General features: G+C 66.8%; 27 protein-coding genes. 4 read left to right on the top strand and 23 right to left on the bottom strand.

Annotated features, from left to right (window positions below; all coding sequences use genetic code 11):
- Positions 1–205 precede the first annotated feature (205 nt).
- Entirely contained in the window at positions 206–979 is a 774-nt protein-coding gene (locus DK26_RS18355; protein WP_066475470.1) for an IclR family transcriptional regulator, read from the top strand.
- 15 nt (positions 980–994) lie between these two features.
- Here the strand turns inward: DK26_RS18355 and DK26_RS18350 are convergent, their stop codons facing one another.
- The gene (locus DK26_RS18350; protein ID WP_066475469.1) at positions 995–1,483 is read right to left on the bottom strand and encodes a DUF192 domain-containing protein; all 489 of its coding nucleotides are present in this window, start codon (positions 1,481–1,483) and stop codon (positions 995–997) included.
- Between the two features lie 285 nt (positions 1,484–1,768).
- Here DK26_RS18350 and DK26_RS18345 point away from each other — a divergent pair, with 285 nt between their 5' ends.
- Together DK26_RS18345 and DK26_RS18340 are read left to right on the top strand one after the other, a co-directional pair.
- Positions 1,769–3,619, top strand: coding sequence for a hypothetical protein (locus DK26_RS18345; protein ID WP_066475467.1), 1,851 nt, complete (start codon positions 1,769–1,771; stop codon positions 3,617–3,619).
- Positions 3,609–4,337, top strand: a complete 729-nt coding sequence (locus tag DK26_RS18340; RefSeq protein ID WP_083533310.1) for a CatB-related O-acetyltransferase — start codon at positions 3,609–3,611, stop codon at positions 4,335–4,337. Before DK26_RS18345 ends, DK26_RS18340 begins: the two co-directional genes overlap by 11 nt.
- On the opposite strand, the gene DK26_RS18335 is transcribed toward DK26_RS18340, so the two are convergent.
- Genes DK26_RS18335 through aspS form a run of 5 tightly spaced genes read right to left on the bottom strand, consistent with a single transcriptional unit; the run spans position 4,309 to position 8,758 of the window.
- Positions 4,309–5,355, bottom strand: a complete 1,047-nt coding sequence (locus DK26_RS18335; protein WP_066475466.1) for an acyltransferase — start codon at positions 5,353–5,355, stop codon at positions 4,309–4,311. The genes DK26_RS18340 and DK26_RS18335 overlap by 29 nt on opposite strands.
- The gene (locus DK26_RS18330) at positions 5,352–6,248 is read right to left on the bottom strand and encodes a glycosyltransferase family 2 protein (protein ID WP_066475464.1); all 897 of its coding nucleotides are present in this window, start codon (positions 6,246–6,248) and stop codon (positions 5,352–5,354) included. Before DK26_RS18330 ends, DK26_RS18335 begins: the two co-directional genes overlap by 4 nt.
- A gap of 43 nt (positions 6,249–6,291) precedes the next feature.
- Positions 6,292–6,597 carry a hypothetical protein gene (locus tag DK26_RS18325; protein WP_066475462.1) on the bottom strand — a complete coding sequence of 102 codons (306 nt, stop codon included), beginning with the start codon at positions 6,595–6,597 and terminating at the stop codon, positions 6,292–6,294.
- 5 nt (positions 6,598–6,602) lie between these two features.
- The gene (locus DK26_RS18320) at positions 6,603–6,974 is read right to left on the bottom strand and encodes a hypothetical protein (RefSeq protein ID WP_157089703.1); all 372 of its coding nucleotides are present in this window, start codon (positions 6,972–6,974) and stop codon (positions 6,603–6,605) included.
- A 5-nt stretch (positions 6,975–6,979) separates the two neighbouring features.
- A complete protein-coding gene (gene aspS, locus DK26_RS18315; protein ID WP_066475459.1) occupies positions 6,980–8,758 on the bottom strand; it encodes an aspartate--tRNA ligase in 1,779 nt (592 codons plus the stop codon).
- Positions 8,759–9,008: 250 nt separating this feature from the next.
- Here aspS and rnd point away from each other — a divergent pair, with 250 nt between their 5' ends.
- The gene (gene rnd / locus DK26_RS18310; RefSeq protein WP_066475456.1) at positions 9,009–10,148 is read left to right on the top strand and encodes a ribonuclease D; all 1,140 of its coding nucleotides are present in this window, start codon (positions 9,009–9,011) and stop codon (positions 10,146–10,148) included.
- 36 nt (positions 10,149–10,184) lie between these two features.
- Here the strand turns inward: rnd and queA are convergent, their stop codons facing one another.
- The 17 genes from queA to nuoH form a co-directional block, all read right to left on the bottom strand.
- Complete coding sequence (gene queA, locus DK26_RS18305) at positions 10,185–11,270, bottom strand: tRNA preQ1(34) S-adenosylmethionine ribosyltransferase-isomerase QueA (RefSeq protein WP_066475454.1); 1,086 nt, start codon at positions 11,268–11,270, stop codon at positions 10,185–10,187.
- A gap of 27 nt (positions 11,271–11,297) precedes the next feature.
- Positions 11,298–11,765: a peptidylprolyl isomerase gene (locus DK26_RS18300; protein WP_066475452.1), complete on the bottom strand. Its 468-nt coding sequence runs from the start codon at positions 11,763–11,765 to the stop codon at positions 11,298–11,300.
- Positions 11,765–12,397 (bottom strand): hypothetical protein, encoded by a 633-nt coding sequence (locus DK26_RS18295; protein WP_066475450.1) that lies wholly within the window; start codon positions 12,395–12,397, stop codon positions 11,765–11,767. The genes DK26_RS18300 and DK26_RS18295 overlap by 1 nt, the downstream gene beginning before the upstream one ends.
- Positions 12,398–12,404: 7 nt before the next feature.
- Positions 12,405–12,950 (bottom strand): peptidylprolyl isomerase, encoded by a 546-nt coding sequence (locus DK26_RS18290; RefSeq protein ID WP_066475449.1) that lies wholly within the window; start codon positions 12,948–12,950, stop codon positions 12,405–12,407.
- 497 nt (positions 12,951–13,447) lie between these two features.
- Positions 13,448–13,678 (bottom strand): DUF1467 family protein, encoded by a 231-nt coding sequence (locus DK26_RS18285; RefSeq protein WP_066475448.1) that lies wholly within the window; start codon positions 13,676–13,678, stop codon positions 13,448–13,450.
- Positions 13,675–14,088 (bottom strand): RidA family protein, encoded by a 414-nt coding sequence (locus tag DK26_RS18280; RefSeq protein ID WP_066475445.1) that lies wholly within the window; start codon positions 14,086–14,088, stop codon positions 13,675–13,677. The genes DK26_RS18285 and DK26_RS18280 overlap by 4 nt, the downstream gene beginning before the upstream one ends.
- Positions 14,089–14,091: 3 nt before the next feature.
- Positions 14,092–14,496 carry a methylmalonyl-CoA epimerase gene (mce, locus tag DK26_RS18275; protein WP_066475443.1) on the bottom strand — a complete coding sequence of 135 codons (405 nt, stop codon included), beginning with the start codon at positions 14,494–14,496 and terminating at the stop codon, positions 14,092–14,094.
- Positions 14,497–14,594: 98 nt separating this feature from the next.
- Positions 14,595–16,265, bottom strand: a complete 1,671-nt coding sequence (locus DK26_RS18270; RefSeq protein WP_066475441.1) for a ribonuclease J — start codon at positions 16,263–16,265, stop codon at positions 14,595–14,597.
- Positions 16,266–16,413: 148 nt separating this feature from the next.
- Positions 16,414–17,202, bottom strand: coding sequence for a biotin--[acetyl-CoA-carboxylase] ligase (locus DK26_RS18265; protein WP_066475440.1), 789 nt, complete (start codon positions 17,200–17,202; stop codon positions 16,414–16,416).
- A gap of 2 nt (positions 17,203–17,204) precedes the next feature.
- The gene (gene nuoN / locus DK26_RS18260) at positions 17,205–18,647 is read right to left on the bottom strand and encodes an NADH-quinone oxidoreductase subunit NuoN (RefSeq protein WP_157089702.1); all 1,443 of its coding nucleotides are present in this window, start codon (positions 18,645–18,647) and stop codon (positions 17,205–17,207) included.
- Entirely contained in the window at positions 18,644–20,155 is a 1,512-nt protein-coding gene (locus DK26_RS18255; protein WP_066475605.1) for an NADH-quinone oxidoreductase subunit M, read from the bottom strand. Before DK26_RS18255 ends, nuoN begins: the two co-directional genes overlap by 4 nt.
- A gap of 4 nt (positions 20,156–20,159) precedes the next feature.
- Positions 20,160–22,205, bottom strand: a complete 2,046-nt coding sequence (nuoL, locus tag DK26_RS18250; protein ID WP_066475434.1) for an NADH-quinone oxidoreductase subunit L — start codon at positions 22,203–22,205, stop codon at positions 20,160–20,162.
- 26 nt (positions 22,206–22,231) lie between these two features.
- A complete protein-coding gene (gene nuoK, locus DK26_RS18245) occupies positions 22,232–22,537 on the bottom strand; it encodes an NADH-quinone oxidoreductase subunit NuoK (protein ID WP_066475432.1) in 306 nt (101 codons plus the stop codon).
- Positions 22,537–23,160 (bottom strand): NADH-quinone oxidoreductase subunit J, encoded by a 624-nt coding sequence (locus tag DK26_RS18240; protein WP_066475430.1) that lies wholly within the window; start codon positions 23,158–23,160, stop codon positions 22,537–22,539. The genes nuoK and DK26_RS18240 overlap by 1 nt, the downstream gene beginning before the upstream one ends.
- A gap of 134 nt (positions 23,161–23,294) precedes the next feature.
- Entirely contained in the window at positions 23,295–23,783 is a 489-nt protein-coding gene (nuoI, locus tag DK26_RS18235; protein ID WP_066475429.1) for an NADH-quinone oxidoreductase subunit NuoI, read from the bottom strand.
- A 25-nt stretch (positions 23,784–23,808) separates the two neighbouring features.
- Entirely contained in the window at positions 23,809–24,048 is a 240-nt protein-coding gene (locus DK26_RS18230) for a hypothetical protein (RefSeq protein WP_066475424.1), read from the bottom strand.
- A complete protein-coding gene (nuoH, locus tag DK26_RS18225) occupies positions 24,048–25,067 on the bottom strand; it encodes an NADH-quinone oxidoreductase subunit NuoH (RefSeq protein WP_066475422.1) in 1,020 nt (339 codons plus the stop codon). Before nuoH ends, DK26_RS18230 begins: the two co-directional genes overlap by 1 nt.
- Between the last annotated feature and the right edge of the window lie 4 nt (positions 25,068–25,071).

Here is a 25,071-nt window from a genome sequence, read left to right as displayed (position 1 = left end):
TGCTTTCGTCTTGTAGGCCTCGACCTCGTCGCTCGTCAGACCATGCGCGAGTTCATTCGATGCCCGCCTCTTCCGCGAATAAATACTGGCCCTCTGCGGCTGGCGGAGCGCAAATACGCTTTCGGCTTGATGGTGACGCAAGGCAAGGCTAACAGCTGCGTATATGCAGTCAAGCTTCACTAATGAATTGATCGGGAGCCTTTGCATGGAGCAGCTTCACGCCGAGCCGAACAGCCGCCCGGGGCCCTATCCCGCCCCGGCGCTGGAGAAGGGCCTAGAGATCATCGAGTTGCTGGCCGCAGCCCAGAAGCCGCTCTCGACCCGCGCCATCGCCGAGAGCCTCGGACGCTCCAAGGGCGAAATCTTCCGCATGCTGTTCGTGCTGGTCGAGCGCGGCTATCTCAACCGCGACCCGGCTACGGAAGAGCTGACACTCAGCAACCGGCTGTTCGAACTCGGCATGCGCACGCCGCGAGCGCGGCAGCTGGTCGAGGTCGCGGCGCCGGCCATGGAAAGGCTGAGCGAGAAGACGGCCCAGTCAGCCCATCTCGTCGTGCTCAACGAGGGCGAGACGGTGGTGATCGCCAATGCCGCGGGAACGGGCGACATCAGCTTCACCTTGCGGCTCGGCTATCGGCGGCCCGCGCACGATGCGACCTCGGGCCGCGTAATCCTCGCCTTCCAGGATGGCGAAGCGCGCCAGCGCAAACTGCAGCCAGCCCAGTTGACCGGCAGCCTGGAAGATCCAGGGTTCTGGGCGATGCTCGACGAAATCGCTGCCCGCGGCTTCCTCGTTGCGGAGAGCCACGACATGCCTGGAGTGACCGACATCAGCGCACCGATCCTCGACCGGCAAGGACGCGCCGTCGCGAGCATCGTCATTCCCTATCTCAACCGGCGTAGCGCCCGCACCCGGCACGACGAGGTTCTGGCCGAGTTGCTGGCGACCTGTCGTGCGATCTCGGCCGAGATGGGCTGAACACGACGACCCCGGTCAGCGCTTGAAGAGCGCGTGCTCAACCCTGTCGCCGGCCTTGATGCCGAGCTTCTCGGCGACGCCGCCATTGATCTCGAGCACCGACAGCACCGGCTCGCCGGAGGGGATGGTACGGGTCGAGAGCGGCTCGGTGCGCTCGGCGATCCGCGCCACCGTGCCGTCGGCACGGATGAAGAGCATGTCGAGCGAGATGTAGGTGTTCTGCATCCACATCGCGACCGGCTCGGTGCGCTTGAAATCGAAGAGCATGCCGCGATCGGCCGGCATGAACTGGCGGTGCATCAGGCCGCGGGCGCGCTGCTCGGGCGTGCGCATCACCTCGACCTGGAATTCATGACGCCCGCTGGCGCTGACGATCGTGAGCAGCTCGAGCCCGGCGGCGGGCGCAGCCTGCTGCGCCTGAGGACGCTCCGGTACCAGAGCTGCGAAGGCAAGCGCCAGCACCCCGCAAATGGCCAGTCGCACCCAGCGTCCCGAAGCCTGCATGATCCGTTTCCCCAAAAAGGCCACCAATGCCGCAGAGCGTTGCCGGGACGCGATGGCGAATCTGCGGCCAATGGCAGGCAAGGGCGGCGCGCCGTCAAGCTTTTCACCGGTCCGCCCGTCTTGCATCTTCCCTTCCTCCTTGCCTTGCGGCAGTTTCAGCGCCAATTCGAAGCCGAACGGAACGTTGGTCCCGGCCGGAAGCGATTTTGCCTCTCGGCTCGACAAGGGTGGCTTGGCCCCGCCTCTGCCGCGTGGGGCTTCGACACCATGCTCCAGGAGATATCGATGACCATTCTGCCCAGCCAGCGCCTCAGGCGCGCGCGCCCGCTCCCGGCCGCGGGGTTGCTGCTCCTGCTGCTGGCCGGCACCGCCTCGGCCGAGGACTTCCAGCTCGACAATGTCCGGCTCGATCTCGGCCAGTTCGTGCTGACGATCCCGAAGCTCGACGTGAAGGGCACGTCGCTCGACCGCGCAGCCTTCCAGGCGATCTTCCAGGCGGCCCCCGGCAGCAACGAGAGCCCGGTCGCCCGGATGAGCCGCCTCACGGCCACCGAGATCAGCGCGCCGAGCCTGGTGATGGAGCAGAACTTCGGCCCCCAGAAGCAGATCACGACCTATCGCGACATCCGCTTTTCCGAGATTCGCGAAGGCAAGATCGCGCGGGGCGAGGCCAAGGCCGGCACGATCAAGGTCGAAGGCTCGACCACCGGCCAGATGAACGGCGAGATCCTGCGCACGAGCTTCGAGGGCCTCGACCTCACCCAGATCGCCCGTGTCTTCGCCGAGAAGGCGGCCCCGGGCACCGAGCCTGCGATGCAGACGGTCATCGGCCGGATCGAGCAGGACGGCTACACGCTCGACCTTGGCGAGCTTGGCAAGGTTTCGGGCGGCAAGGCCGCGATGCGCAACTTCAAGGCCCGCGTCGGCGCCGAACCGATGGGCGAGCTGATGACGCGCATCGTCACGCTCGGCGAGGAATCCGAGAAGGCTGCGAAAGACCTGAACAGCAAGGAAGAGCCCGCCGTCACCGAGGCGCGCGACCGTCAGATGCTGCTGGCCACGCTCGCCCTGTTCGATTCCATCGACTATGGCAGCGGCGAGATTCGAGATCTCGTGATGGCGATCAAGACGCCGCCGAAGCCCGGCGCCAAGCCGGAGGCGGTGGATCTCCGCATCTCGCGCATCGCCTTTGGCGAGGATGCGCCGGAAAAGTCGGGCCTCGTCATGGAAGGCCTGAAATTCGAGGGCGGCGGCGGCAAGGGCGCGATCGCCTCGGCGGGGTATTTCGGCTTCTCGCTGGAGAACACGATCAAGGAGTTGCGCAAGGCCCTGGCGGAGCCCGATTTCGACCCGAGCGCCGACGATCTGCGCCGCTTCATCCCCAAACTCGGCACGATCAGGCTGAGCGGCATCCAGATCACTGCGCCACAGGAAGGCAAGCGCGGCGCAGCGCCGCTGCCGCCGATCGAGGTCGGCCTCGGCACGTTCGAGCTCAGACATGGCGAGCAGGTCAACGGCATCCCGACCAATATGGCGCTGACGCTCGACAAGCTGACGATCCCAGTCGTCGAAAGCGCCTCGAACCCGTCCGCCAAGGACCTGCTGGCGATGGGCTACCGCACTCTCGACCTCTCGGCCAAGCTCGATCTCGCCTGGCAGGAGGCGAGCAAGGAGTTCGCGATCCGCGCGCTCTCGCTCGGCGGCGCCGGCATGGCGAAGCTCGAGGCCACCGGCACGCTCGGCAATGTCGGCAAGGAGGTGTTCTCCGCCGATCTCGCTTTGGCGCAGGTGGCGCTCCTCGGCGCAACGGCAAAGAATCTCGACATCAAGCTGCAGAATCTCGGCCTCGCCGAGAAGCTGATCGAGAATGAGGCGCGCAAGTCGAAGCGCAAGGTCGAGGATGTCCGTCGCGAATACGGCACCATCGCCAGCCTCGGCCTCGCCGCCATCCTCGGCCCTTCCGACGGCGCCAAGGCGCTGGCCAGCGCGATAGCGCGCTTCGTCGCCAAGCCCGGCTTGCTCTCGGTTTCGGCCACGGCCAAGGCCCCGAACGGGCTCGGCCTCGCCGATGTGATCACCCTCGCCGACCCGACCGAGATCTTCGAGAAGATCGACGTGAAGGCCAATGCCGAATGAGACAGGCGGCCGCGTGCCGCCGATCATTCTCTCGCCCGAGGATGCGAGCTGGCGCCCGAGCCGGCTCGCAGCCTGGTGGTCCGGCCTGCCGGCCGGGCCACGCGGCTGGCTGCGCCGGTACGTCAACCCGGACAACCAGACGCGGCTGCACCTCGCCAAGCTGATCTCACGCCGGCCTGCCCAGATCGCGGTCGGCGCCTTCACCTATGGCCGGCCCAAGGTCCGGTTTCCGGAAAGCGGAGCGCGGCTCACCATCGGGCGCTATGGCTCGATCGCAGATGGGGTCGAGATCCTGCTCGGGGGCAATCACCGCACCGACTGGGCGACGACCTATCCGTTCCCTGCCCTGCAAGGCCTGTGGCCGGCGGCAAGCAGCATGTCCGGCCATGACGCGACGCGTGGCGATGTCGCGATCGGCCACGATGTCTGGCTCGGCTCGCAGGCGATGATCCTGTCGGGCCTGACGATCGGCCATGGCGCCGTCGTCGCTGCCCGCTCGGTGGTGACGCGTGATGTCCCGCCCTATGCGATCGTAGCCGGCAATCCGGCGCGGGTGGTGCGGCTGCGTCTGCCGGAAGCGCAGGTCGCCGCGCTGCTGGCGACGTGCTGGTGGGAGCTTCCGCCCCAGGACGTATCGAAGCTGCTGCCCCTGCTGATGTCCGATGGGATCGAGGACCTCACCGCGGCGCTCAGCCTCGCGCGATCAGCCGGCGCTTGAGCCCGAGCGCCGGCTTCTCGACGAGATACCAGGACAGCGCCGCTACTGCGACCGTCACCGCCAGGCCGGGCCAGAACAGCAGGAAAGCGCTCGCCGCCGGAAACAGCGCGACGAAGGCCTGCTGCACCGGCCAGCCATAGAGATAGACGCCGTAGGACAGGTCGGCCGGCGGCTCACTGCGCCAGCCAGTCAGGACCGGGGCCAACGCCAAGACTAGCACGCCCCAGGCGGTGACGAGATAGAGCGCGGCCTTGTAGAGCGGTGTTGCCGAAAGCAGCGCGGTGATAATGAGAGCGACGCCAAGGCCGAGCAGCGAGTTCGGCACGCGCTCGCGCCAGAGATAGATCAGCCCGCCGGTCATGAAGATCAGCGGCAGGCGTAGCGCGGTCTCGACGCCTTTCGCCCCATCGGGAGCGACGATCTCGCGCGCGACCGTGGCCAGGACCAGGGCAAGCCAGATCGCCAGCGCCAATCGGCGCTGCATGAGCAGCCCGGCGAGGCCGGCGACCAGCACGCCGAGATAGCAGAGCGTCTCGTATTTCAGCGTCCAGACCGTGCCCATCGGAAAGGGTAGCGGATTGTTCTCGAAGACCCCCGGCAACGGCGCAGCGCTCTTGAAGGTCGTCAGCGTGCCGGTGATGAAGCGCCAGAGGCGCGGGTCGGCAAGGTAGGCGCCGAGATCGAGCCTGGTCAGCGCCGAGCCGAGCAGGAGCGAGACGACCAGCGTCGCGGCGATCAGGCCGGGCGCGATGCGCAAGGTGCGGGCGATGACATAGTCCCGCCAGCCGCGCTGCTCATAGCTCATCGTCACCAGGAAGCCGGAGATGGCGAAGAAGCCGTTGACCGCGTGCTCGCCGAGGGTGAACCCGGTCGACGCCGTCAGCGGCTCGTCCTCGATGCGGCCCGTGGTCACGCTCACCGCATGCGAGACGACGACGGAGAGCGCCAGCAGCAACCTCAGCAGGCCGAAATGGTTGTGCCGGGCGGAAAGGCCATCGGCGATCGAGGCGAAGCTCAAGATCGCGCCTCCGTTCCTTCCAGCCCCTGCCGCGCCAGGGCGCTGCGGCCCGCGCGGGCCGCCAGAGCACCGGCCACCGAACCGGCATGGGCCATCATCTTTTCCCGATTCAAGATCATCCCGTAACCGATTGCCTTGGCTGCATTTTCGACGAGCCCTATCGAACCGGGGAGCGGCAGAGCCCATTTCCTTGCGACATGGTAGTGCGACCAGGCGAGGTGCCAACGCGCCGTAAAGCGGCGTTGCGGCGATGGGCTGCTGGAGCGGCCGCGGCCATGACGAGCCTCGGCGCCGTCGACGTGGATCAGGGCGTGGCCGGCATCGCGCAGGCGGCGGCAGAGATCGTCGTCCTCGTAGAACAGGAAGATCTCGGGATCGAAGCCGCCGAGCGCCGTGAAGATCTCGCGCCGCAGCAACAGGCAGGCCCCCGACAGGAAAGGCAGGCAGGCGTCGCCTTCGGGCAGCACGATCTCGCGGGCGCGGTTGAGGTGATCGGGTGAGAGCAGCGAGCGCGGCTGCAGGAAGACCCGGCCGGACGGCTCGACCAGCCGCGGGGCGAAGGCCGCGGCGTCCGGATAGGCGTCGGCGGCGGCGAGCAGGGCGGCGACCGCGCCCTCGCCGATCTCGAGGTCGGGATTGACGATCAGGATGAAGGGCGTGTCGGCCGCCCCGGCGCCGCGATTATTGGCGCGGCCATAGCCCTCGTTGCGGGCGTTGCGCAGAACCTTCGCGCCGCAGCGCTCGGCGATGGCGGCGGACTCGTCGGTGCTGGCATTGTCGACGACCAGCGCCGCGACGCCCTCCCGAGCCAGCGCCGCAAGGCACGCAGGCAGGACCTCGGCACTGTCATAGGCGACGACGACGGCGGTGATGTCGGCAGGCGAAGAACTCATGCAAGCGCATGTGCGCGGGAAGTCGCGCCCGGGCAAGCGGAAATCAGCGCCGCGCCCCTGCTCGCAGTTCGCGTTGCAGTTCGGCGCGCTCGCTCGCCTCGCAGCGACGCGGCGCCTTGTAGGACTTCACCGCATAGCTCGCATTGGCCGCGATGAAGCGGGCGCGGTCTTCCCTCGGCAGGCCGGTGATGATCCGGGCCCGGTCGACGCCGACGCCGCAATCATAGGCGCGCGAGACGCGTGAAGCGGTGAATTCCGGCGTGCCGGGGACAGGACCGGCGCCGCCCCCGACGCAGCCGGCGAGGCCACAGGCGGCGAGTGCCGCGAGGCTCGGCTTCAGCGCAGGCATCGGCGTCAGAGCGTCTCGAAGCGATTGGCGCGGACGGTGTTCATCTGCCCCCGCAGCGTCGCCCGCTCCTCGGCCGTGCAGGGCTCCGGCCGGATGCCCTGGTTGATCGTCTGCGCCTCGGAGATGGTGACATAGGTCGAGCGGGCGCCGGCGATCTGCTCCGGCGTCGCGCCGCGTGCTCGCTCCGACTGGAGGAAACGGTCGAGCGTGTCGCGGCGCGCATAGCCGGCATTGCAGGCGCTGGCGCGCGAGACGATGCCGGCGAGCACCGTGGCGCGCGCCGCGCTCGGATTGGACGGCGTCGAGACGCAGGCCGAGAGAACGGGCAGCAGCGCGAGAGCCGGCGCCAGAAGGCGCACGGCAGGCAAAGTAGGCATGGAGATCAGCCGTTCTTCTCGGGCAGGTTGAGGCGCAGATGCAACTCGCGCAGTTGCTTCGGCGTCACATTGGAAGGCGCTCCCATCAGCAGATCGACCGCCTGCTGGTTCATCGGGAACAGAGCGACCTCGCGCAGATTGGTCGCCCCGGCGAGCAGCATGATGATCCGGTCGACGCCGGCCGCCATGCCGCCATGCGGAGGCGCGCCATACTGGAAGGCGCGGTACATGCCGCCGAAGCGCTCGACCACCGTCTCCTCGCCATATCCGGCGATCTCGAAGGCCTTCACCATCGCTTCCGGCCTGTGGTTGCGGATGCCGCCGGAAGCGAGCTCGAAACCGTTGCAGGCGATGTCGTACTGGAAGGCCTTGATGCTGAGCGGGTCTTCTTCCTTCAACGCCTTCAGGCCGCCCTGCGGCATCGAGAAGGGGTTGTGCGAGAAATCGACCTTCTTCTCGTCCTCGTTGTACTCGTACATCGGAAAGTCGACGATCCAGGCGAAGGCGAAGGCATTCTCGTCGATCAGGCCGAGTTCCGAACCGACCTTGTTACGGGCCGAGCCGGCGAACTTGTAGAACTTGTCCGGGTTGCCGGCGGTGAAGAAGCAGGCATCGCCCGGCTTCAGCCCCATCTGGGCGATGATCGCGGCGACGCGCTCGGGGCCGATATTGTTGGCGATCGGCCCCTGCCCTTCGCCGTCCTCCTTGACCATCAGATAGCCGAGGCCGGGTTGACCTTCGCCCTGCGCCCAGGAGTTCATCCGGTCGCAGAAGGCGCGCGAACCACCGCTGGGACCAGGGATCGCCCAGACTCGGTTCTTCTCGTCCTCGAGGATACGGGCGAAGACCTTGAAGCCCGAGCCGCGGAAATGCTCGGAGACGTCCTGCATGACCAGCGGGTTGCGCAGGTCCGGCTTGTCGGAGCCGTATTTGGCGATCGCCTCGGCATAAGGGATGCGCGGCCAGTTCTTGGTGACCGACTTGCCGCCGCCAAACTCCTCGAAGACGCCGGCGATGACCGGCTCCATGGTCCGGAACACATCCTCCTGCTCGACGAAGCTCATCTCGACGTCGAGCTGGTAGAACTCGCCCGGCAGCCGGTCGGCGCGCGGGTCCTCGTCGCGGAAGCAGGGCGCGATCTGGAAGTAGCGGTCGAAGCCCGCCATCATCAGGAGCTGCTTGTACTGCTGCGGCGCCTGCGGCAGGGCATAGAAATGGCCGGGATGCAGCCGGCTCGGCACCAGGAAGTCGCGCGCGCCCTCGGGCGAAGAGGCCGTCAGGATCGGCGTCTGGAACTCGGAGAAGCCGGCATTCTTCATACGCGAGCGCAGCGAGTCGACGACCTTGCCGCGCAACATGATGTTGTTGTGCAGCTTCTCGCGGCGCAGATCGAGGAAGCGGTACTTGAGCCTGGTATCCTCGGGGTATTCGAGATCGCCGAAGACCGGCAGGGGCAGCTCAGCGGAGGGGCCGAGCACCTCGATCGCGGTCGCGAAGACCTCGACAGCGCCGGTGGCGAGATTGGCGTTCTCGGTGCCGGCGAAGCGTGCCTTGACCTTGCCGTCGAGGCGCACGACCCATTCCGAGCGCAGCTCTTCGGCGTCGCGGAAGGCCGGAGAATCCGGGTCGATGACGACCTGGGTCATGCCGTAGTGGTCACGCAGGTCGATGAAGAGCACGCCACCATGGTCGCGGATGCGGTGGCACCAGCCGGAGAGGCGCACGGTCGAGCCGATATCGCTCTCGCGGAGCGCGCCACAGGTATGGGAACGATAGCGGTGCATGGTCACGGGATCAGGCTTTCCGGGCATTCGGGCGGGCCCGACGGGGCCGCGCGACGGTCTGAGCCGTAAGCACACGCAGGCGGCGGGCTTGTCAAGAAGCGCAGGCGATTGAGCCGTCCTGGTCGGCTCGGCCAGACCACGCAGAGATGCGCTCCGACAGACCGGCGAGCCGGCGAAAAGCAAGGATCTGCCGGTGCTTTCCGCATGAAAGTGGTTTCCACTTTGGCTGAACATGCCTTAAGAGCCGCCCATGAACCTGATCAGCACTACCGCGGAACTGAGCGAGGCGTGCACGCGCCTGGCGCGGCATCCTTTCGTCACGGTCGACACCGAGTTCCTGCGGGAGACGACGTATTATCCGAAGCTCTGCCTGATCCAGCTCGCCTCGCCCGACGAAGCCGTGCTGGTCGACCCGCTGGCGCCCGATCTCAGCCTCGAGCCCTTCCTGGCGCTGATGAGCGACCCGAATGTGGTCAAGGTCTTCCACGCCGCGCGGCAGGACCTCGAAATCGTCTGGATGATCGGCAGGCTGATCCCCGCCCCGCTCTTCGACACGCAGGTCGCGGCGATGGTCTGCGGCTATGGCGATTCCGTCGGCTACGAGCAGCTCGCCAACGACCTTGCCAAGGCGCGGATCGACAAGTCCTCGCGCTTCACCGACTGGTCGCGCCGGCCGCTCAGCGATGCGCAGCTCGCCTATGCCGAATCCGACGTGACCCATCTGCGCGACATCTATCTCGCGCTCGCCGCCGATCTCGCCGAGAGCGGCCGCGAGAGCTGGGTCGCCGAGGAGATGGCGGTGCTGAATTCGCCCGGCACCTATGAGGTCAAGCCGGAGAACGCCTGGTTGCGCCTGAAGGGCCGGATCCGCAAGCCGAAGGAGCTCGCCGTGCTGATCGAGCTCGCCGCCTGGCGCGAGCGCGAGGCGCAGCATCGCGACGTGCCGCGCCAGCGGGTGCTGAAGGACGACGCGCTGATGGACATCGTCCAGCGCGCACCGCGTTCGGCCGAGGCGCTGGGCGAATTGCGCTCGGTGCCGAACGGCTTCGAGCGCTCGCGGGCGGGCGGCGAGGTCCTGGCCGCGATCGAACGCGCCCAGGCCCTCGACCCGCACACGCTCCCGAAGCTCGAGCGCGAGCGCGGCCGGCCGGCGAACGGCGCCGTGCTCGACCTGCTCAAGGTCCTGCTCAAGGCGACCGCCGATGCCGAGCGCGTCGCCCCGAAGATCATCGCCTCCAGCGACGATCTCGAAGCCATCGCCTTCGACGACGAGGCCGACGTGCCGGCCCTGCAGGGCTGGCGGCGCGAGGTCTTCGGCGAGAAGGCGCTGGCGCTGAAGAACGGCTCGCTCGCGCTGCGGGTCGTGCGCGGGCGCGTCACCGTCGGCTGATCGCCGGCGCGCTGCCCTGCTCCCGGAGCGCAGCCTTCAGCCGGCGCGCTCCAGCAGCGAAGAATCCCCGTAGGAATAGAAGCGGTATTCTTCCGCGATCGCATGCGCATAGGCGCGTTTCATCACCTCGAGTCCGCAGAAGGCGGAGACGAGCATGAACAGCGTCGAGCGCGGCAGATGGAAGTTGGTGAGCAGGAGGTCGACCGCGCGGAAGCGATAGCCCGGCGTGATGAAGATCGCCGTATCGCCCGAGAAGGGCTGGATCACGCCATCCTCCCCGGTCGCGCTTTCGAGAAGACGCAGCGAGGTCGTACCGACGGCCACGATGCGGCCCCCCGCGGCGCGCGCGGCGTTCAGCGCCTGCGCCGTCTGCGCGCTAACCGTGCCCCATTCGGCGTGCATGCGGTGTTCGTCCGTGTCGTCGGCCTTGACCGGAAGGAATGTTCCGGCGCCAACATGCAGCGTGACGAAATGGCGTGAGACGCCGCGCTTCTCCAGCGCCGCGAACAGCTCAGGTGTGAAATGGAGCCCGGCAGTGGGCGCGGCGACGGCGCCTTCTTCCCGGGCATAGGTCGTCTGGTAGTCGCGCGTATCGGCAAGATCGGTCGGGCGCTTGCCGGCGATATAGGGCGGCAGCGGCAATTCACCGAGCCTGACGATCGCCTCGTCGAGCGCCGTCCCGGAAAAGGCGAAGCGCAGCTCGACCTCGCCGCCCTCGCCCTTGCCGACCACCTCGGCCTGGAGCCGGCCGAGCTCGCAGATATTGCTGGCGCTGTCGTCGCCGAAGAGGATGGTCTCGCCGATGGCGACCTTCTTGGCCGGGCGGGCGAAGGCGAGCCAGCGGTCGCCGGCCTCGCGCTTGTGCAGCATGATCTCCACTCGCGCCGAGGCATCACCGCGATAGCGGCGGCCATAAAGGCGCGAGGGGATGACGCGGGTGTCGTTGAGGACGAGCGCATCGCCCGGCCGCAACAAATCCACGAGGCCGCGGACGCCGCGATCCTCGAGGACAGGGTCGGAATCCGGCCGAACGACGAGCAGGCGGGCCGAATCGCGCGGGTTCGCGGGCCGCAGAGCGATCCGCTCCTCCGGCAGGTCGAAGTCGAAAAGTCCGACGTCCACGATGCGGCTCGCCCTAGCCCTTCAGGCTCAGGCGTCGGCCATCACCTTCATCGAGACGATGGTGTCGGGATCGCGCACCGGCTCGCCGCGCTTGATCTTGTCGACGTTCTCCATGCCTTCCACGACCTGGCCCCAGACCGTGTACTGCTTGTCGAGGAAGCGGGCGTCGTCGAAGACGATGAAGAACTGGCTGTTGGCCGAGTTCGGGTTCTGGGCGCGGGCCATCGAGCAGATGCCGCGGACATGCGGCTCGGCATTGAACTCGGCCTTCAGGTCTGGATAGCTCGAACCGCCGGTGCCGGTGCCGTGCGGGCAGCCGACCTGCGCCATGAAGCCGTCGATGACGCGGTGGAAGACGATGCCGTCATAGAAGCCCTCGCGAGCGAGCAGCTTCAGGCGCTCGACATGGCCGGGCGCCAGATCGGGGCGCAGCTTGATGACCACGCGGCCCTTGGTGGTCTCCATGACGAGGGTGTTCTCGGGATCGAGCGACATCAGACTGCTCTCTGGTTGGACGGCGCGCGGCCGTAGAAGCGGATGGTGATGGGTCGGCCTGCGATACTCCCTCCGAGGCCGGGCGACAACCTCATCGGCGTGCAATCGCGGACTGCGGCGACCAGTGAGTTGCTGAAGCGCTCGCGCAGGCCGGGCGAGGCCCGCCGCATCTCCCAGGTGACGCGCGGCTGACCGAACAAGGTCCCGTCGCGGCGCAGGCTGAAGCGGACAGTGGCCGCCGCAGCAGCCGTCGGCCCGTCGAGCGCCGGCGGCTGCCAACAGCGTCGCAGCGCCGGGGCGATCTGGTCGAGCCGGTCGAGCGTCTCGGCGCCCAGAGCGGTCGTCTCCGGCGAAACCGTGCCGATGACGCCGCTACCGGTGCCTGGAGGCTGCGGCGGCACGGTCCGGCGGTAGTCTCCCTCGCCGAAGGGGCCGCCGATGCCGGGCATATAGCGCTGGCCGCTCTGCGGCGGCAGGACCGGGTTCTGGTAGCCCGAGGGTGGCGGCAGCACGGGGTTCTGGAAGCCGGAGGGCGGCGGCAGGCCGAGATCGCGCGTGTCCTGCGCCAGAACGGGCGCGCTGCCGGCGAAGGCCAGCAGCAGAAGCGCCAGAGCGGGCAGGCGCGCGCGCATCGGCGGCTTACTTGGCGTCGGACTGCAGGCGCATGCGGACGATCTTGTCCGGAGCGGTCACTGAGCCGTTATTAGCCGAGCTGCCCTTCTTGATCTTGCGGACGACATCCATGCCGGAGGTGACCTCGCCGAACAGGGTGTACTGGCCGGTCAGCGAGCCGCAGCCCTCGAAGCAGATGAAGAACTGCGAATTGGCGGAGTCGGGGCTCTGCGAACGGGCCATGCCGACCGAACCGACCTTGTAGGGCGTCGGCGTGAACTCGGCGGGAATGTTCGGCAGGTCGGAACCGCCGGTGCCATTGCCCTTCGGATCTCCGGTCTGGGCCATGAAGCCGTCGATGACGCGGTGGAAGACGATGCCGTCATAGAAGCCGCGCTTGGTCAGCGTCTTGATCTGCTCGACATGCTTGGGCGCGAGATCCGGACGCAGGCGGATAGTGACCTTGCCGTCCTTGGTCTCGAGCACGAGGGTGTTCTGCGGATCGGGAGCCTGCGCCTGGGCGAGCGCAATGGAGGCGGAAAAGGCCAGGGCGGCGATGATGGGGCGAAGCATGGAGCGTCTCCTGGCCGCCGGCACGCCCGACGGCTCTACGAAACAGGCAGGTAACGGCATCCTTTGACCGGAACAAGGCGCTAGAACAGGCCGCGGAGAAGAATGTTGCACTGCACAAGAGCAAGCTGGAATAATTATGCAAATAATTCGAGCCAAAGCTGCCTAAACGGGTGACAGCGTGATCGTGATCGGCTAACTCTCGATTGCTGGGCGCGCCTGACCAAGTTTCGGGCGCCGCGGACCAGGTCTCGGGAGGAACAAACGCCCGCCTAGTATATGAGCCGCGCTTGCTGCAACCGCGCGCCGATACTGCGGTAAAAAACAAACTTCAAAGGCAAGGCTCAGGCCTTGCCTTTTGTTTTTGGGGCTTCCCGTTCGCCATCGCTGAATGTCCAGCCTTAGCACGGCATCAGGCCAGCCGGGGCAACAACGCTCGTCCTTCTCGCCCCTATCCCGGCGCGCTCCGCGCCAGGTCATTCGGGCGATCAAAACCGATCCTACAGGTCGATGAACGACCAGATGTACCAGACGCCGGCAAAGATGATCGCGGCGATCACGGTTGTCGCCAGCGCCTTCTTCAGCAGCAGCGGCGCCTGCGGCGCTCCCGGGTCGGTGCCGTCGCTGACCGCCCCGCCCTCCGACTGGCTGTGCACGCCGAAGGGCAGCACGGCGAAGAGCACCGTCCACCAGATCACGAAATAGACTGCAATTCCGCCGGTGATGCTCATTTGCGGTTCCCTTCTGCCTCTGCGCTCGCCAGCGCGATGCAGGAGAAGGCGACGCGCGCCTCGGTCGGGACGCCGAAGCGGGCGGTGTGCCTGGCCGGCAGACCGCCTGGGAAATGCTTGACGTATTCGGCGTTGCAGGCGGCGTAGTCGGCGGGATCGGTAATCAGCATGGTCACCTGGACGACCCGGTCGAGGCCGCTGCCGGCCTCTTCCAGGATTCGGGTGATGTAGGCCAGCGCCTCGCGCACCTGCTGGGCCGGCGTCTCGCCACGGATGACGCCACGCGCCGGATCGTGCGGCGCCGACTGTCCGGAGACGAAGACTAGGCCGCCGGCCCGCGTCGCCAGGCTGAACGGACGCGAGGAGCCGGCCTCCGGCTCGCCGAAGAACTCGATCGGAGAATCGCTCACGGCTCAGGCCTGCTCCAGCTCGACGAGCGTGCCGCAAAAATCCTTGGGGTGGAGGAAGAGCACCGGCTTGCCATGGGCGCCGATGCGCGGCTCGCCTGAGCCGAGGACGCGGGCGCCCTGCGCCTTCAGCCGGTCGCGCGCCGCCAGGATGTCGTCGACCTCGTAGCAGATGTGGTGGATGCCGCCATCGGCATTGCGCTCGAGGAACTTGGCGATTGGCGAATCCTCGCCCATCGGCTCGAGCAGCTCGATCTTGGTGTTGGGCAATTCGACGAACACGACCGTAACGCCATGCTCCGGCTGCGGCAGCGGCTGCGACACCCGGGCGCCGAGCGTGTCACGATAGAGCGCCGTCGAAGCGGCGAGATCCTTCACGGCGATGGCCACGTGGTTGAGGCGTCCGATCATGCGAGGCTCCGCGGCTAGGGGATCGACGAGAAACGGTGCGGGCTGGCGCCCGCCGGGCGCGCCCTTCCTAGCACTGGCGAGCGGCGGCTCGCCACTCGTCAGACCTCGATCACGAGGGCGTTGACCAGCGGCTTCTTGCCCCACTCCTCGTTGACGGCGCTGCGGATGCCGCGTTCGAGCGCGCTGCGCACCGCCTCGGGGTCGCGGCGCTTCGCCTTGGGCATGCCAGCGATCAGATCCTCGACCGCGTCGGCGACGATGTCGTCGAACGAGGTTCCGTCCTTGGCCAGGACCGGCAGTCCGAGCAGCGCGATCTCGGGATCACCGGCGAGCTCGCCCTTCTCGTCCATCGCCACCGCCACCGAGACGATGCCGGCGAAGGACAGTTTGCGGCGCTCGGCGACGGTGCGCTCCTGCGCGGCGACGAGGAGCATCCCGTCCTGATAGAGCCGGCCATGCCGGACTTCCGTCAGCTTGCGGGCGCCCTCGGCCGAGATGCCGACCACGTCGCCATTGGCTGCACGCAGCACATGCTTGACGCCGACGCCGCGGGCGAAGGCCGCGTGCTCGGAGAGGTGCAAGTCCTCGCCATGGGCGGGGATCGCGATCTTCGGCTTCAGCCAGCCATAGAGCCGCGCCATCTCCTCGCGCCGCGGGTGGCCGGAAACGTGGACGAGATGGGTCCGGTCGGTGATGATCTCGATATTGTCGCGGGCGAGCGCGTTCAGGATGTTGCCGACCGCCTTCTCATTGCCCGGAATGGTGCGCGAGGAGAAGATTACCCGGTCGCCCTTGGCGAGCGTGATCTCGGGATGATCGTCGGAGGCGATGCGGGAGAGCGCGGCTCGCGGCTCGCCCTGGCTGCCGGTCAGCAGGGCGACGACCTTGTCGCGCGGCAGGTAGCCATAGGTGTCGACCGAGCGGAAGGCGGGGATGCCTTCGAGATAGCCGCACTCGCGGGCGACATCGATGACGCGATCCATGGCGCGGCCGACGACGACGACCTCGCGCTGGTCGGCCATCGCCGCCTCCGCCACGGCGCGCAGCCGCGCCACGTTGGAGGCGAAGGTCGTGACCGCGACACGCGCCGGCGCTGAATGCACAAGTTCCTTGAGCTTGGCGGCGACGTCTGCCTCGCTCGGGCTGATTCCGTCGCGCATGACGTTGGTCGAGTCGCAGACCAGCGCCAGCACGCCCTCCTCGCCGAGCTCGCGCAGCCGCGCCTCGTCGGTCGGCAGGCCGACCTGCGGCGTCGGGTCGATCTTCCAGTCGCCGGTGTGGACGACGAGGCCGACCGGGGTGCGGATCGCCAGCGCGTTCGATTCGGGAATCGAGTGCGCGACCGGGACGAACTCGATGTCGAACGGGCCGAGCGTGATGCGGCCGCCCTGCGCCACGACATGCATCGGCACCTTGGGCGCGCCGGGCTCCGAGAGCCGGCGGGTCGCCAGCAGGCCGGCAGCGAAGCGGGTGCAGTAGACCGGCGCGCGCAAGGCCGGCCAGAGCGCGGCGAGCGCGCCGATATGGTCCTCATGGGCATGGGTGATGACGATACCCAGCAAGTTCTCCTTGTCCTCGACGATATAGCTGAGGTCGGGGAGGACGATGTCGACGCCGGGCACTTCGGGGCCGGCGAAGGACAGCCCGCAATCGACCAGTATCCATTTGCGCCTGCCCTCCGGCCCGAAGCCGTAGAGAGCGGCATTCATGCCGATCTCGCCGAGACCTCCGAGCGGGACGAAGACGAGTTGGTCACTGGAACGGGTCACGGGCAATCCTGACTTGGATATGGATGATGGCGCGGGACGCCTTAGGAAAGCGGCAGGCCTAGCATGCCGGTGCCGCCGCCTCCATAGCAGGAAAAAGCGGTACACCGGCCTGTGAAGCGTCAGCCGCAGCGATGATGACTTGCGACAGCTAGGGTGATGAAACGCCTGAACCGTCCGGCGCCGTCGGGGGTCCGAAATAGAGATCGCCCGCATCGATGATGCGCAACCCGGCTGTCGTCTCGAGCTCGAGCCGCCCTGCCGGATCGAGACCGCGGAAGCGCCCCGAGACCGGCCCCTCAGGCAAGCGCAGGGTGACGGTCTCGCCAAGGAATGCCGCGCGCTCCAGCCAGGCGGCACGCGTCGGGCCAAAGCCGCCGGGAAGAGACCAGGCGGAAAAGCGGCGATGCCACGCCTCCGCCAGCGCGGTCAGCAGGCGCTCGACGCTCGCGCCCTGCGCATGTGCTGCGAGATGGGTCGCCGCATAGGGCGTGTCCTGCGGTGAAGAGGCGATGTTGACGCCGAGGCCGATGATGACGCTGAACTGCCCTGCCCGGCTCTCGCCCTCGAGCAGCAGACCGGCAGATTTGGCGCGTTCGATCAGCAGGTCGTTCGGCCATTTCAGGGCGAGACGCGGCGCCGAAAGCCCGGTCACCGCCGAAGCGGCATCGTGCAGCGCCAGCCCGGCGACGAAGCCGAGCTGCGGCGCGAGCATGGGCTCGCAGGCCGCGACCAGGAGCAGGCTGGCGTAGAGATTGCCGGGGGGCGAGCCCCATTGCCGGCCATGCCGGCCGCGGCCGGCGTTCTGGCTGCGGGCCACGATCCAGAGCTTGCCGGGGTCGCCCTGGCCGAGCGCGACGCGTGCCTCCTCCATGGTGGAGGCGACCTCGTCGCGCACGATCAGGCGATAGCCGGCGCTCCGCGCCGCCTCGCCGAGCACGCTCAGAACAGCGACTTGGCCGCGAGAGCCGCCGAGTTGAACAGCGGCGCCGGCATCAGCGAGAGCGCCAGCACGAACAGGGCCGAGACCAGCAACACGCCGCGCACGCTCGCATCGCCCTTGTCGAAGGCCGGCTTGGCATCGTCGAAATACATGACCTTGACGAGGCGCAGGTAGTAGTAGGCGCCGACCACGCTGGTCACGACGCCGATCACGGCGAGCGTGTAGAGCTTGGCGTCGATCGCCGCGAGGAAGACGTAGAACTTCGCCCAGAAGCCGGCCAGCGGCGGGATGCCGGCCAGCGAGAACATCATCATCGAGAAGGCGAAGGCCATCCACGGATTGGTCCGCGACAGGCCGGCGAGCTCGTCGATGTTCTCGACCGGCTCGCCGTCGCGGCGCATCATCAGGATGCAGGCGAAGGCGCCGAGCGTGGTGGCAAGGTAGATCGCCATATAGGTCATCACGCCCTGGACGCCGGCCGCCGTGCCGGCAGCGAGGCCGACCAGCGCGTAGCCCATGTTCGCGATCGAGGAATAGGCCATCAGGCGCTTGATGTTGCGCTGGCCGATCGCGGCGAAGGCGCCGAGCGCCATCGAGGCGATCGAGATGAAGATGATGATCTGCTGCCAGTCATGCAGCGCGCCCGGGAAGGCGCCGACGAAGATGCGGATCGTCATCGCCATCGCGGCGATCTTGGGCGCCGAGGCGAAGAAGGCGGCGACCGGGGTCGGCGCGCCCTCGTAGACGTCGGGCGTCCACATGTGGAACGGCACGGCCGAGATCTTGAAGGCGACGCCGGCGGCGATGAAGACGAGGCCGAAGATCAGTCCAAGGCCGGGGTGCCCGCCCTGCACGGCTGCGGCGATGCCGGCATAGCTCACCGTCCCGGTGAAGCCGTAGACCAGCGAAGCGCCGTAGAGCAGCATGCCGGAGGAGAGCGCACCGAGCACGAAGTACTTCAGGCCGGCCTCGGTCGACTTCTCGTTCTCGCGATTGAAGGCGGCGACGACATAGAGCGCGAGCGACTGCAGCTCGAGGCCGACATAGAGGCCGATCAGGTCGTTGGCCGAGATCATCATCATCATGCCGATGGTCGCCAGCACGATCAGGATCGGGAACTCGAAGCGCATCGCGCCGTCGCGACGCAGGAAATCGGCCGAGAGCAGCACGGCCGCACCAGCGCCGAGCAGCGTCAGCACCTTCATGAAGCGGGCGAAACCGTCGGCGATGAAGGCGCCGTTGAAGGTCACGACCTTGCCTTCGCCGCGCAGGACCAGCACGAGCACGAGGGCGAGCAGAGCGAGCGTCGCGACTTCGAGCGTGCGCGTCGAGCGCTCGCCCTGGATGGCGCCGTAGAGCACCATGGCGATGGCGCCGATCGCGAGGACGATTTCCGGCAGCGCAGGGCCGAGAGCGGGCAAGGTCATCTCGATCAGCCTTATTGTACGACCAGCATGGCCGTCTTGGCGGCGGCGATAGCGGCTTGATAGTTCTTGATGAGGGCTTCGGTCGGCGCAGCGAAGGCGTCGAGGATCACGCCGGGCGCGATGCCGTACCAGATCGTCAGCAGGACGAGCGGCACGAAGATCGCGATCTCACGCCCGTTCAGGTCGGTGATGTCCTTCAACTCGGGCTTCACCAGCTCACCGAAGACGACCCGGCGATAGAGCCAGAGCGCATAGGCGGCCGAGAGGATCACGCCCGAGGTCGCGATCAGCGCAACCCAGGGATTGGCCTTGAAGGCGCCCATCAGCGTCAGGAACTCGCCGACGAAGCCGGCCGTGCCGGGCAGGCCGACATTGGCCATGGTGAAGATCATGAACACCACCGCATAGAGCGGCATGCGGTTCACCAGCCCGCCATAGGCGGCGATCTCGCGGGTGTGCATGCGGTCGTAGATCACGCCGACGCAGAGGAAGAGCGCGCCCGAGACCAGGCCGTGGCTGACCATCTGGAACATCGCGCCCTGGATGCCCTGCGGCGTCAGGGTGAACAGGCCCATGGTCACGAAGCCCATATGGGCGACCGAGGAATAGGCGATCAGCTTCTTGATGTCCTCCTGCATCAGCGCCACCAGCGAGGTGTAGACGATGGCGATGACGGAGAGGGCGAAGACCAGCGGCGCGAACATCGCCGAGGCATCCGGGAACATCGGGATCGAGAAGCGGATGAAGCCGTAGCCGCCCATTTTCAGCAGGATCGCCGCCAGGATGACCGAGCCGGCCGTCGGCGCCTCGACGTGCGCGTCGGGCAGCCAGGTGTGCACCGGCCACATCGGCATCTTCACCGCGAAGGAAGCGAAGAAGGCGAGCCAGAGCCAGGGCTGCATCGAGACCGGGAAATGGTGCTTCAGCAGGGTCGGAATGTCGGTGGTGCCGGCGTTCCAGTACATCGCCATCAGCGCCAGCAGCATCAGCACCGAGCCGAGCAGCGTGTAGAGGAAGAACTTGTAGGAGGCGTAGACCCGGCGCTTGCCGCCCCAGATGCCGATGATCAGAAACATCGGGATCAGGCCGGCTTCGAAGAACAGGTAGAACAGCACGAGGTCGAGCGCGACGAAGACGCCGATCATCAGCGTCTCGAGGATCAGGAACGCGACCATGTACTCGCGCACCCGCTTCTCGACCGAGGTCCAGGACGCCAGGATGCAGAACGGCATCAGGAAGGCGGTCAGCACCACGAAGGGGAAGGAGAAGCCGTCGACGCCGAGCTTGAACTTGATCGCCTCCGAGACCCAGCCATGGGTCTCGACCATCTGGAAGCCCGGATTGGCCGAGTCGAACCGTCCCCAGGCGACGAGCGCCAGGATGAAGGTCGCGATCGTGGTGATCAGCGCGGCATAGCGCGCGTTCGAATTGACCGAGGCCTCGTCGCCGCGCTGCGCCAGGATGAAGGCGGCGCCGACCAGCGGCAGGACCAGAAGCCCGGTGAGGATACCGAAACCGAACATCATCTCACCCGCGCAGGAGATACCAGGTCACCAGCCCGGCGACGCCGATCAGCATGGTGAAGGCATAGTGATAGAGATAGCCGGTCTGAAGCCGGACGACGCGATTGGTGACGTCGACCACGCGGGCCGAGATGCCATCCGGGCCCATGCCGTCGATGACGAAGCCATCGCCCTTCTTCCAGAGGAACTTCCCGAGCCACATGGAGGGTTTCACGAACAGGAAGTCGTAGATCTCGTCGAAGTACCACTTGTTGAGCAGGAAGCGGTAGAGCACCGGGTTGGCAGCCGCCAGCTTGCCCGGCACGTCCGGCCGCAGCACGTACATGTAGAGCGCCAGCAGGAAGCCGATCAGCATCGCGAAGAACGGCGACCAGACCACCCATTTCGGCACTTCGTGCATGGCGTGCAGGATGTGGTTGTCCTTGCCGGTGAAGATCGCGCCCTTCCAGAAGGCGTCGTAGCCATCGCCGATGAAGACGCCCTTGAAGGCGAAGCCGGCGGCGATCGCGCCGATCGACAGCAAAGCGAGCGGGATCAGCATCGAGAGCGGGCTCTCATGCGGCGTGTGGTCGTGATGGCCGTGGCCATGATCGTCGTGACCATGGGCATGGTCGTCATGCTTGCCGTGACCGGCATGCGCGTGATCGTCGTGGCCGTGATTGTCATGACCATGGGCGTCATGACCGTGGCCGGCCCAGCGCGGGGCGCCCTCGAAGGTCATGAAATAGAGCCGCCAGGAGTAGAACGACGTCATCAGGGCAGCGACGACGAGCAGCACGAAGGCATAGGAGCTGGCGAAGCCGCCATGGCCGACCGAGGCGAAGGCGCTCTCGATGATCGCGTCCTTCGAGAAGTAGCCGGCGAAGTACGGGAAGCCGGTCAGCGCCAGGGTGCCGATCGTCATCGCCGCCGCGGTCAGCGGGATGTGCTTCCGGAGGCCGCCCATGTTCCGCATGTCCTGCTCATGGTGCATCGCATGGATGACCGAGCCGGCGCCCAAGAACAGCAGCGCCTTGAAGAAGGCGTGGGTGAAGAGGTGGAAGATGCCGGCCGAGTAAGCGCCGACGCCGAGCGCGACGAACATGTAGCCGAGCTGCGAGCAGGTCGAATAGGCGATGACGCGCTTGATGTCGTTCTGCACCAGACCGACGGTCGCGGCGAAGAACGCGGTCGTCGCACCGACGACGACCACGACGGTCAGCGCCACCGGGGCGTATTCGAAGATCGGCGAGAGGCGCGCCACCATGAAGACGCCGGCGGTGACCATGGTCGCCGCGTGGATCAGGGCCGAGACCGGAGTCGGGCCCTCCATCGCGTCCGGCAGCCAGGTGTGCAGCAGGAACTGCGCCGACTTGCCCATCGCGCCCATGAAGAGCAGCAGGCAGGTCAGGGTCAGGGCGTTCCACTCATAGCCAATGAAGCGGAAGGTCTGCGAGGTCAGCTCGCCGGCCTTCGGGAAGATCGCATCGAAGGTCACGGCGCCGAACAGCACGAAGACCAGGAAGATGCCGAGCAGGAAGCCGAAATCGCCGACGCGGTTGACGATGAAGGCCTTCATCGCCGCGGCGTTGGCCGAGGGCTTCTGGTACCAGAAGCCGATCAGCAGATAGGAGGCGAGACCGACGCCTTCCCAGCCGAAGAACATCTGGACGAGGTTGTCGGCCGTCACCAGCATCAGCATGGCGAAGGTGAAGAGCGAGAGGTAGGCGAAGAAGCGCGGCCGATGCGGATCCTCGTGCATGTAGCCGATCGAGTAGAGGTGCACGAGCGACGACACGGAGTTGACGACGACCAGCATCACCACGGTCAGCGTGTCGATGCGGAAGGCCCAGTCGACGCGCAGGTCGGCCGAAGCCAGCCAGGTCGCAACCTGGATGCGGGTGGTGCCGGAGCCGAAGCCGACCTGGAAGAGAGCAACCCAGGAGAGCAGCGCCGCGACAAGCAACAGGGCGGTGGTGACGATCTCCGAAGCGCGCGCGCCGATCAGCCGGCCGAAGAGGCCGGCGATCAGGAAGCCGATCAGAGGGAGGAAGACGATCGCGTGATACATGGCAGGATGCGGGCGCTGGTGGGCGCTCAGCCTTTCATCATGTTGATGTCTTCCACCGCGATCGTGCCGCGGTTGCGGAAGTAGACGACGAGAATGGCGAGGCCGATCGCGGCTTCAGCGGCCGCGACGGTCAACACCAGCAGCGCGAAGATCTGGCCGACGATGTCGCCGAGGAAGCTCGAGAACGCGACGAAGTTGATGTTCACCGCGAGCAGGATGAGCTCGACCGACATCAGGATGACGATGACGTTCTTGCGGTTGATGAATATGCCGAGCACGCCCAGCGTGAACAGGATCGCGCCAACCGCGAGATAGTGGCCCAGACCGATCATTACGCGAGCTCCTCGGGAACGCCGGCGCGCGACGGCACCTTCTTCACGTCCATAGCGGTCGCCTTGGTGCGGGCGTTCTGCGCGACGATGTTCTGGCGCTTGACGCCGGGCCGCTCACGCAGGGTCAGCACGATGGCGCCGATCATGGCGACGAGCAGGACGAGCCCCGCCGCCTGGAAGTAGTAGATGTACTGTGTGTAGAGCACCCGGCCGATGGCCTCGGTGTTGCTGATATTGCTCGGGATCGCGGCGACCGGAGCGCGCACGATCTGCGGGTCGATGGCCCAGGTGCCGACGACGAGCAAGAGCTCGACCGCGAAGATCAGGCCGATCAGCCCTCCGATCGGCAGGTACTGCAGGAAGCCCTGGCGGAACTCGGCGAAATCGACGTCGAGCATCATCACGACGAAGAGGAACAGCACGGCGACGGCGCCGACATAGACGACGATCAACAGCATCGCCAGGAACTCGGCCCCGAGCAGCAGGAACAGGCCGGCCGCGTTGACGAAGGCGAGGATCAGGAACAGCACCGAATGCACGGGATTGCGCGCCGCCACCACCATCAGCGCGGAGGCGATGGTGATCCCGGAGAACAGATAGAAGAAAGCCGCTGCGGCATTCATCTTTGCCAGCCTTTCCGCCCGTCCGGGCGGCCCTCGTTTTTCGTCGCGCACCGGGCCTCATGAGTCCCGGTGCAGTTTGGAGCGTCTATAGTCAGGCCTACCCGAAGCGACAACCGCGCGGCGGGTCTGCATCCTCAGCGATAAGGGGCGTCCATCGCGATGTTGCGCGCGATCTCGCGCTCCCACCGCGCCCCGTTCGCGAGCAGCCGGTCCTTGTCGTAGAACAGCTCCTCGCGCGTCTCGGTGGCGAACTCGAAATTCGGTCCCTCGACGATGGCATCGACCGGGCAAGCCTCCTGGCAGAAGCCGCAATAGATGCACTTGGTCATGTCGATGTCGTAACGCGTCGTGCGGCGCGTGCCGTCATTGCGCCGCGGGCCGGCCTCGATGGTGATGGCCTGCGCCGGGCAGATCGCCTCGCAGAGCTTGCAGGCGATGCAGCGTTCCTCGCCGTTCGGATAGCGGCGCAGCGCGTGCTCGCCACGGAAGCGCGGTGAGAGCTGCCCCTTCTCGAAGGGATAGTTCAGCGTCGCCTTGGGCTTGAAGAAATAGCGCATCGACAGGACGAACGCGCCGACGAACTCCTTGAGGAGCAGTCCCTTGGCAGCTTGCGCGAGTGACATCGCCTCACGTTCCTCTTCATTCCCTTCAACCGAACAGCGTCCGGCCGATGACGTAACCCAAAACCGGCATGCCGCCGACCATCAGCACCAGCAGGATCGCCTGGAGCAGGCGGATGCGCCGCTCGTAGTCGTCATGCTCGGCCTGCGTCTTCGACGAGTTCGTCCGACGCAAAGCCGCCGTGACGGTACCCCCGATCAGCTTGTATTCGAGCCAACCCAGGACGAAGCCGATCAGGGCTCCGAGCGGGCCGGCCCAGCTTTCCACTACCGCACCGGACCCCAGCCCGTGATCTGCAGCACCGCCGCGACCACGACCACCGAAGCGAGCGACAGCGGCAGGAACACCTTCCAGCCCAGCCGCATCAGCTGGTCATAGCGGTAGCGCGGCACGAAGGCCTTCACCATCGCGAACATGAAGAAGACCAGGCAGACCTTGAGCGCGAACCAGAACACGCCCGGCAGCCAGGTGAACGGCGCCACCGGGAACGGCGGCAGCCAGCCCCCGAGGAACAGGATCGTGGTCATCGAGCACATGGTCATGATCGCTACGTACTCGCCGAGCATGAACAGCAGATACGGGGTCGAGGCGTATTCGACCATGAAGCCGGCGACGAGTTCCGATTCCGCCTCGGGCAGGTCGAAGGGCGGGCGGTTCGTCTCGGCCAGCGCCGAGATGAAGAAGATCACGAACATCGGGAAAAGCGGCAGCCAGTACCAGCCGAACATGCCGGCGCTGGAGTTCTGCGCCTCGACCACCGCCGAGAGGTTCAACGAACCGACGCAGAGCAGCACGGTGATGATCACGAAGCCGATCGAGACCTCGTAGGAGACCATCTGCGCCGCCGAGCGCAGCGCGCCCATGAACGGGTACTTCGAGTTCGAGGCCCAGCCGCCCATAATCACGCCGTAGATGCCGAGCGACGAGATCGCCAGGATGTAGAGCACGCCGACATTGATGTCGGCGATCGCCCAGCCCTCGGCGACCGGGATCACGGCCCAGGCCGCCAGCGCGAGAACGCAGGAGACCAGCGGCGCCAGCAGGAAGACGCCCTTATTGGCGCCGGCCGGGATGATCGGCTCCTTGAAGACGAACTTCAAAAGGTCCGCGAAGCTCTGGAACAGGCCGAAGGGCCCGACCACGTTCGGGCCGCGGCGCAGCTGCACCGCTGCCCAGATCTTGCGGTCGGCGAGCAGGATATAGGCGATGAAGACCAGCAGGCAGACCAGCAGCAGCAGGCTCTTGCCGGCGATGATCGCGAGGTCGAGGACGAGGTCCCAGTTCATCTGA

It is taken from the genome of Allobosea sp. WAO (assembly GCF_001509835.1).
Classification (GTDB): Bacteria; Pseudomonadota; Alphaproteobacteria; order Rhizobiales; family Beijerinckiaceae; genus Allobosea.
The sequence above is the reverse complement of the archived record's forward strand: the minus strand, read 5'-3'. Positions and strand labels throughout refer to the sequence as shown.

Bases quoted from the DNA above. Each gene is read 5' to 3' on its own strand.
- nuoH (WP_066475422.1), bottom strand. From the start codon at position 25,067: ATGAACTGGGACCTCGTCCTCGACCTCGCGATCATCGCCGGCAAGAGC.
- DK26_RS18325 (WP_066475462.1), bottom strand. From the start codon at position 6,597: ATGCCTGCGCTGAAGCCGAGCCTCGCGGCACTCGCCGCCTGTGGCCTC.
- DK26_RS18285 (WP_066475448.1), bottom strand. From the start codon at position 13,678: ATGAGCATCACCGGCGGAATTGCAGTCTATTTCGTGATCTGGTGGACG.
- DK26_RS18320 (WP_157089703.1), bottom strand. From the start codon at position 6,974: ATGCCTACTTTGCCTGCCGTGCGCCTTCTGGCGCCGGCTCTCGCGCTG.
- aspS (WP_066475459.1), bottom strand. From the start codon at position 8,758: ATGCACCGCTATCGTTCCCATACCTGTGGCGCGCTCCGCGAGAGCGAT.
- mce (WP_066475443.1), bottom strand. From the start codon at position 14,496: ATGATCGGACGCCTCAACCACGTGGCCATCGCCGTGAAGGATCTCGCC.
- DK26_RS18345 (WP_066475467.1), top strand. From the start codon at position 1,769: ATGACCATTCTGCCCAGCCAGCGCCTCAGGCGCGCGCGCCCGCTCCCG.
- DK26_RS18340 (WP_083533310.1), top strand. From the start codon at position 3,609: ATGCCGAATGAGACAGGCGGCCGCGTGCCGCCGATCATTCTCTCGCCC.
- DK26_RS18300 (WP_066475452.1), bottom strand. From the start codon at position 11,765: ATGTCGCTCGATCCCGAGAACACCCTCGTCATGGAGACCACCAAGGGC.
- DK26_RS18295 (WP_066475450.1), bottom strand. From the start codon at position 12,397: ATGCGCGCGCGCCTGCCCGCTCTGGCGCTTCTGCTGCTGGCCTTCGCC.
- DK26_RS18255 (WP_066475605.1), bottom strand. From the start codon at position 20,155: ATGTTCGGTTTCGGTATCCTCACCGGGCTTCTGGTCCTGCCGCTGGTC.
- nuoK (WP_066475432.1), bottom strand. From the start codon at position 22,537: ATGATCGGTCTGGGCCACTATCTCGCGGTTGGCGCGATCCTGTTCACG.
- DK26_RS18350 (WP_066475469.1), bottom strand. From the start codon at position 1,483: ATGCAGGCTTCGGGACGCTGGGTGCGACTGGCCATTTGCGGGGTGCTG.
- nuoL (WP_066475434.1), bottom strand. From the start codon at position 22,205: ATGTATCACGCGATCGTCTTCCTCCCTCTGATCGGCTTCCTGATCGCC.
- rnd (WP_066475456.1), top strand. From the start codon at position 9,009: ATGAACCTGATCAGCACTACCGCGGAACTGAGCGAGGCGTGCACGCGC.
- nuoI (WP_066475429.1), bottom strand. From the start codon at position 23,783: ATGTCACTCGCGCAAGCTGCCAAGGGACTGCTCCTCAAGGAGTTCGTC.
- DK26_RS18290 (WP_066475449.1), bottom strand. From the start codon at position 12,950: ATGCTTCGCCCCATCATCGCCGCCCTGGCCTTTTCCGCCTCCATTGCG.
- DK26_RS18240 (WP_066475430.1), bottom strand. From the start codon at position 23,160: ATGAATGCCGCAGCGGCTTTCTTCTATCTGTTCTCCGGGATCACCATC.
- DK26_RS18330 (WP_066475464.1), bottom strand. From the start codon at position 6,248: ATGAGTTCTTCGCCTGCCGACATCACCGCCGTCGTCGTCGCCTATGAC.
- DK26_RS18355 (WP_066475470.1), top strand. From the start codon at position 206: ATGGAGCAGCTTCACGCCGAGCCGAACAGCCGCCCGGGGCCCTATCCC.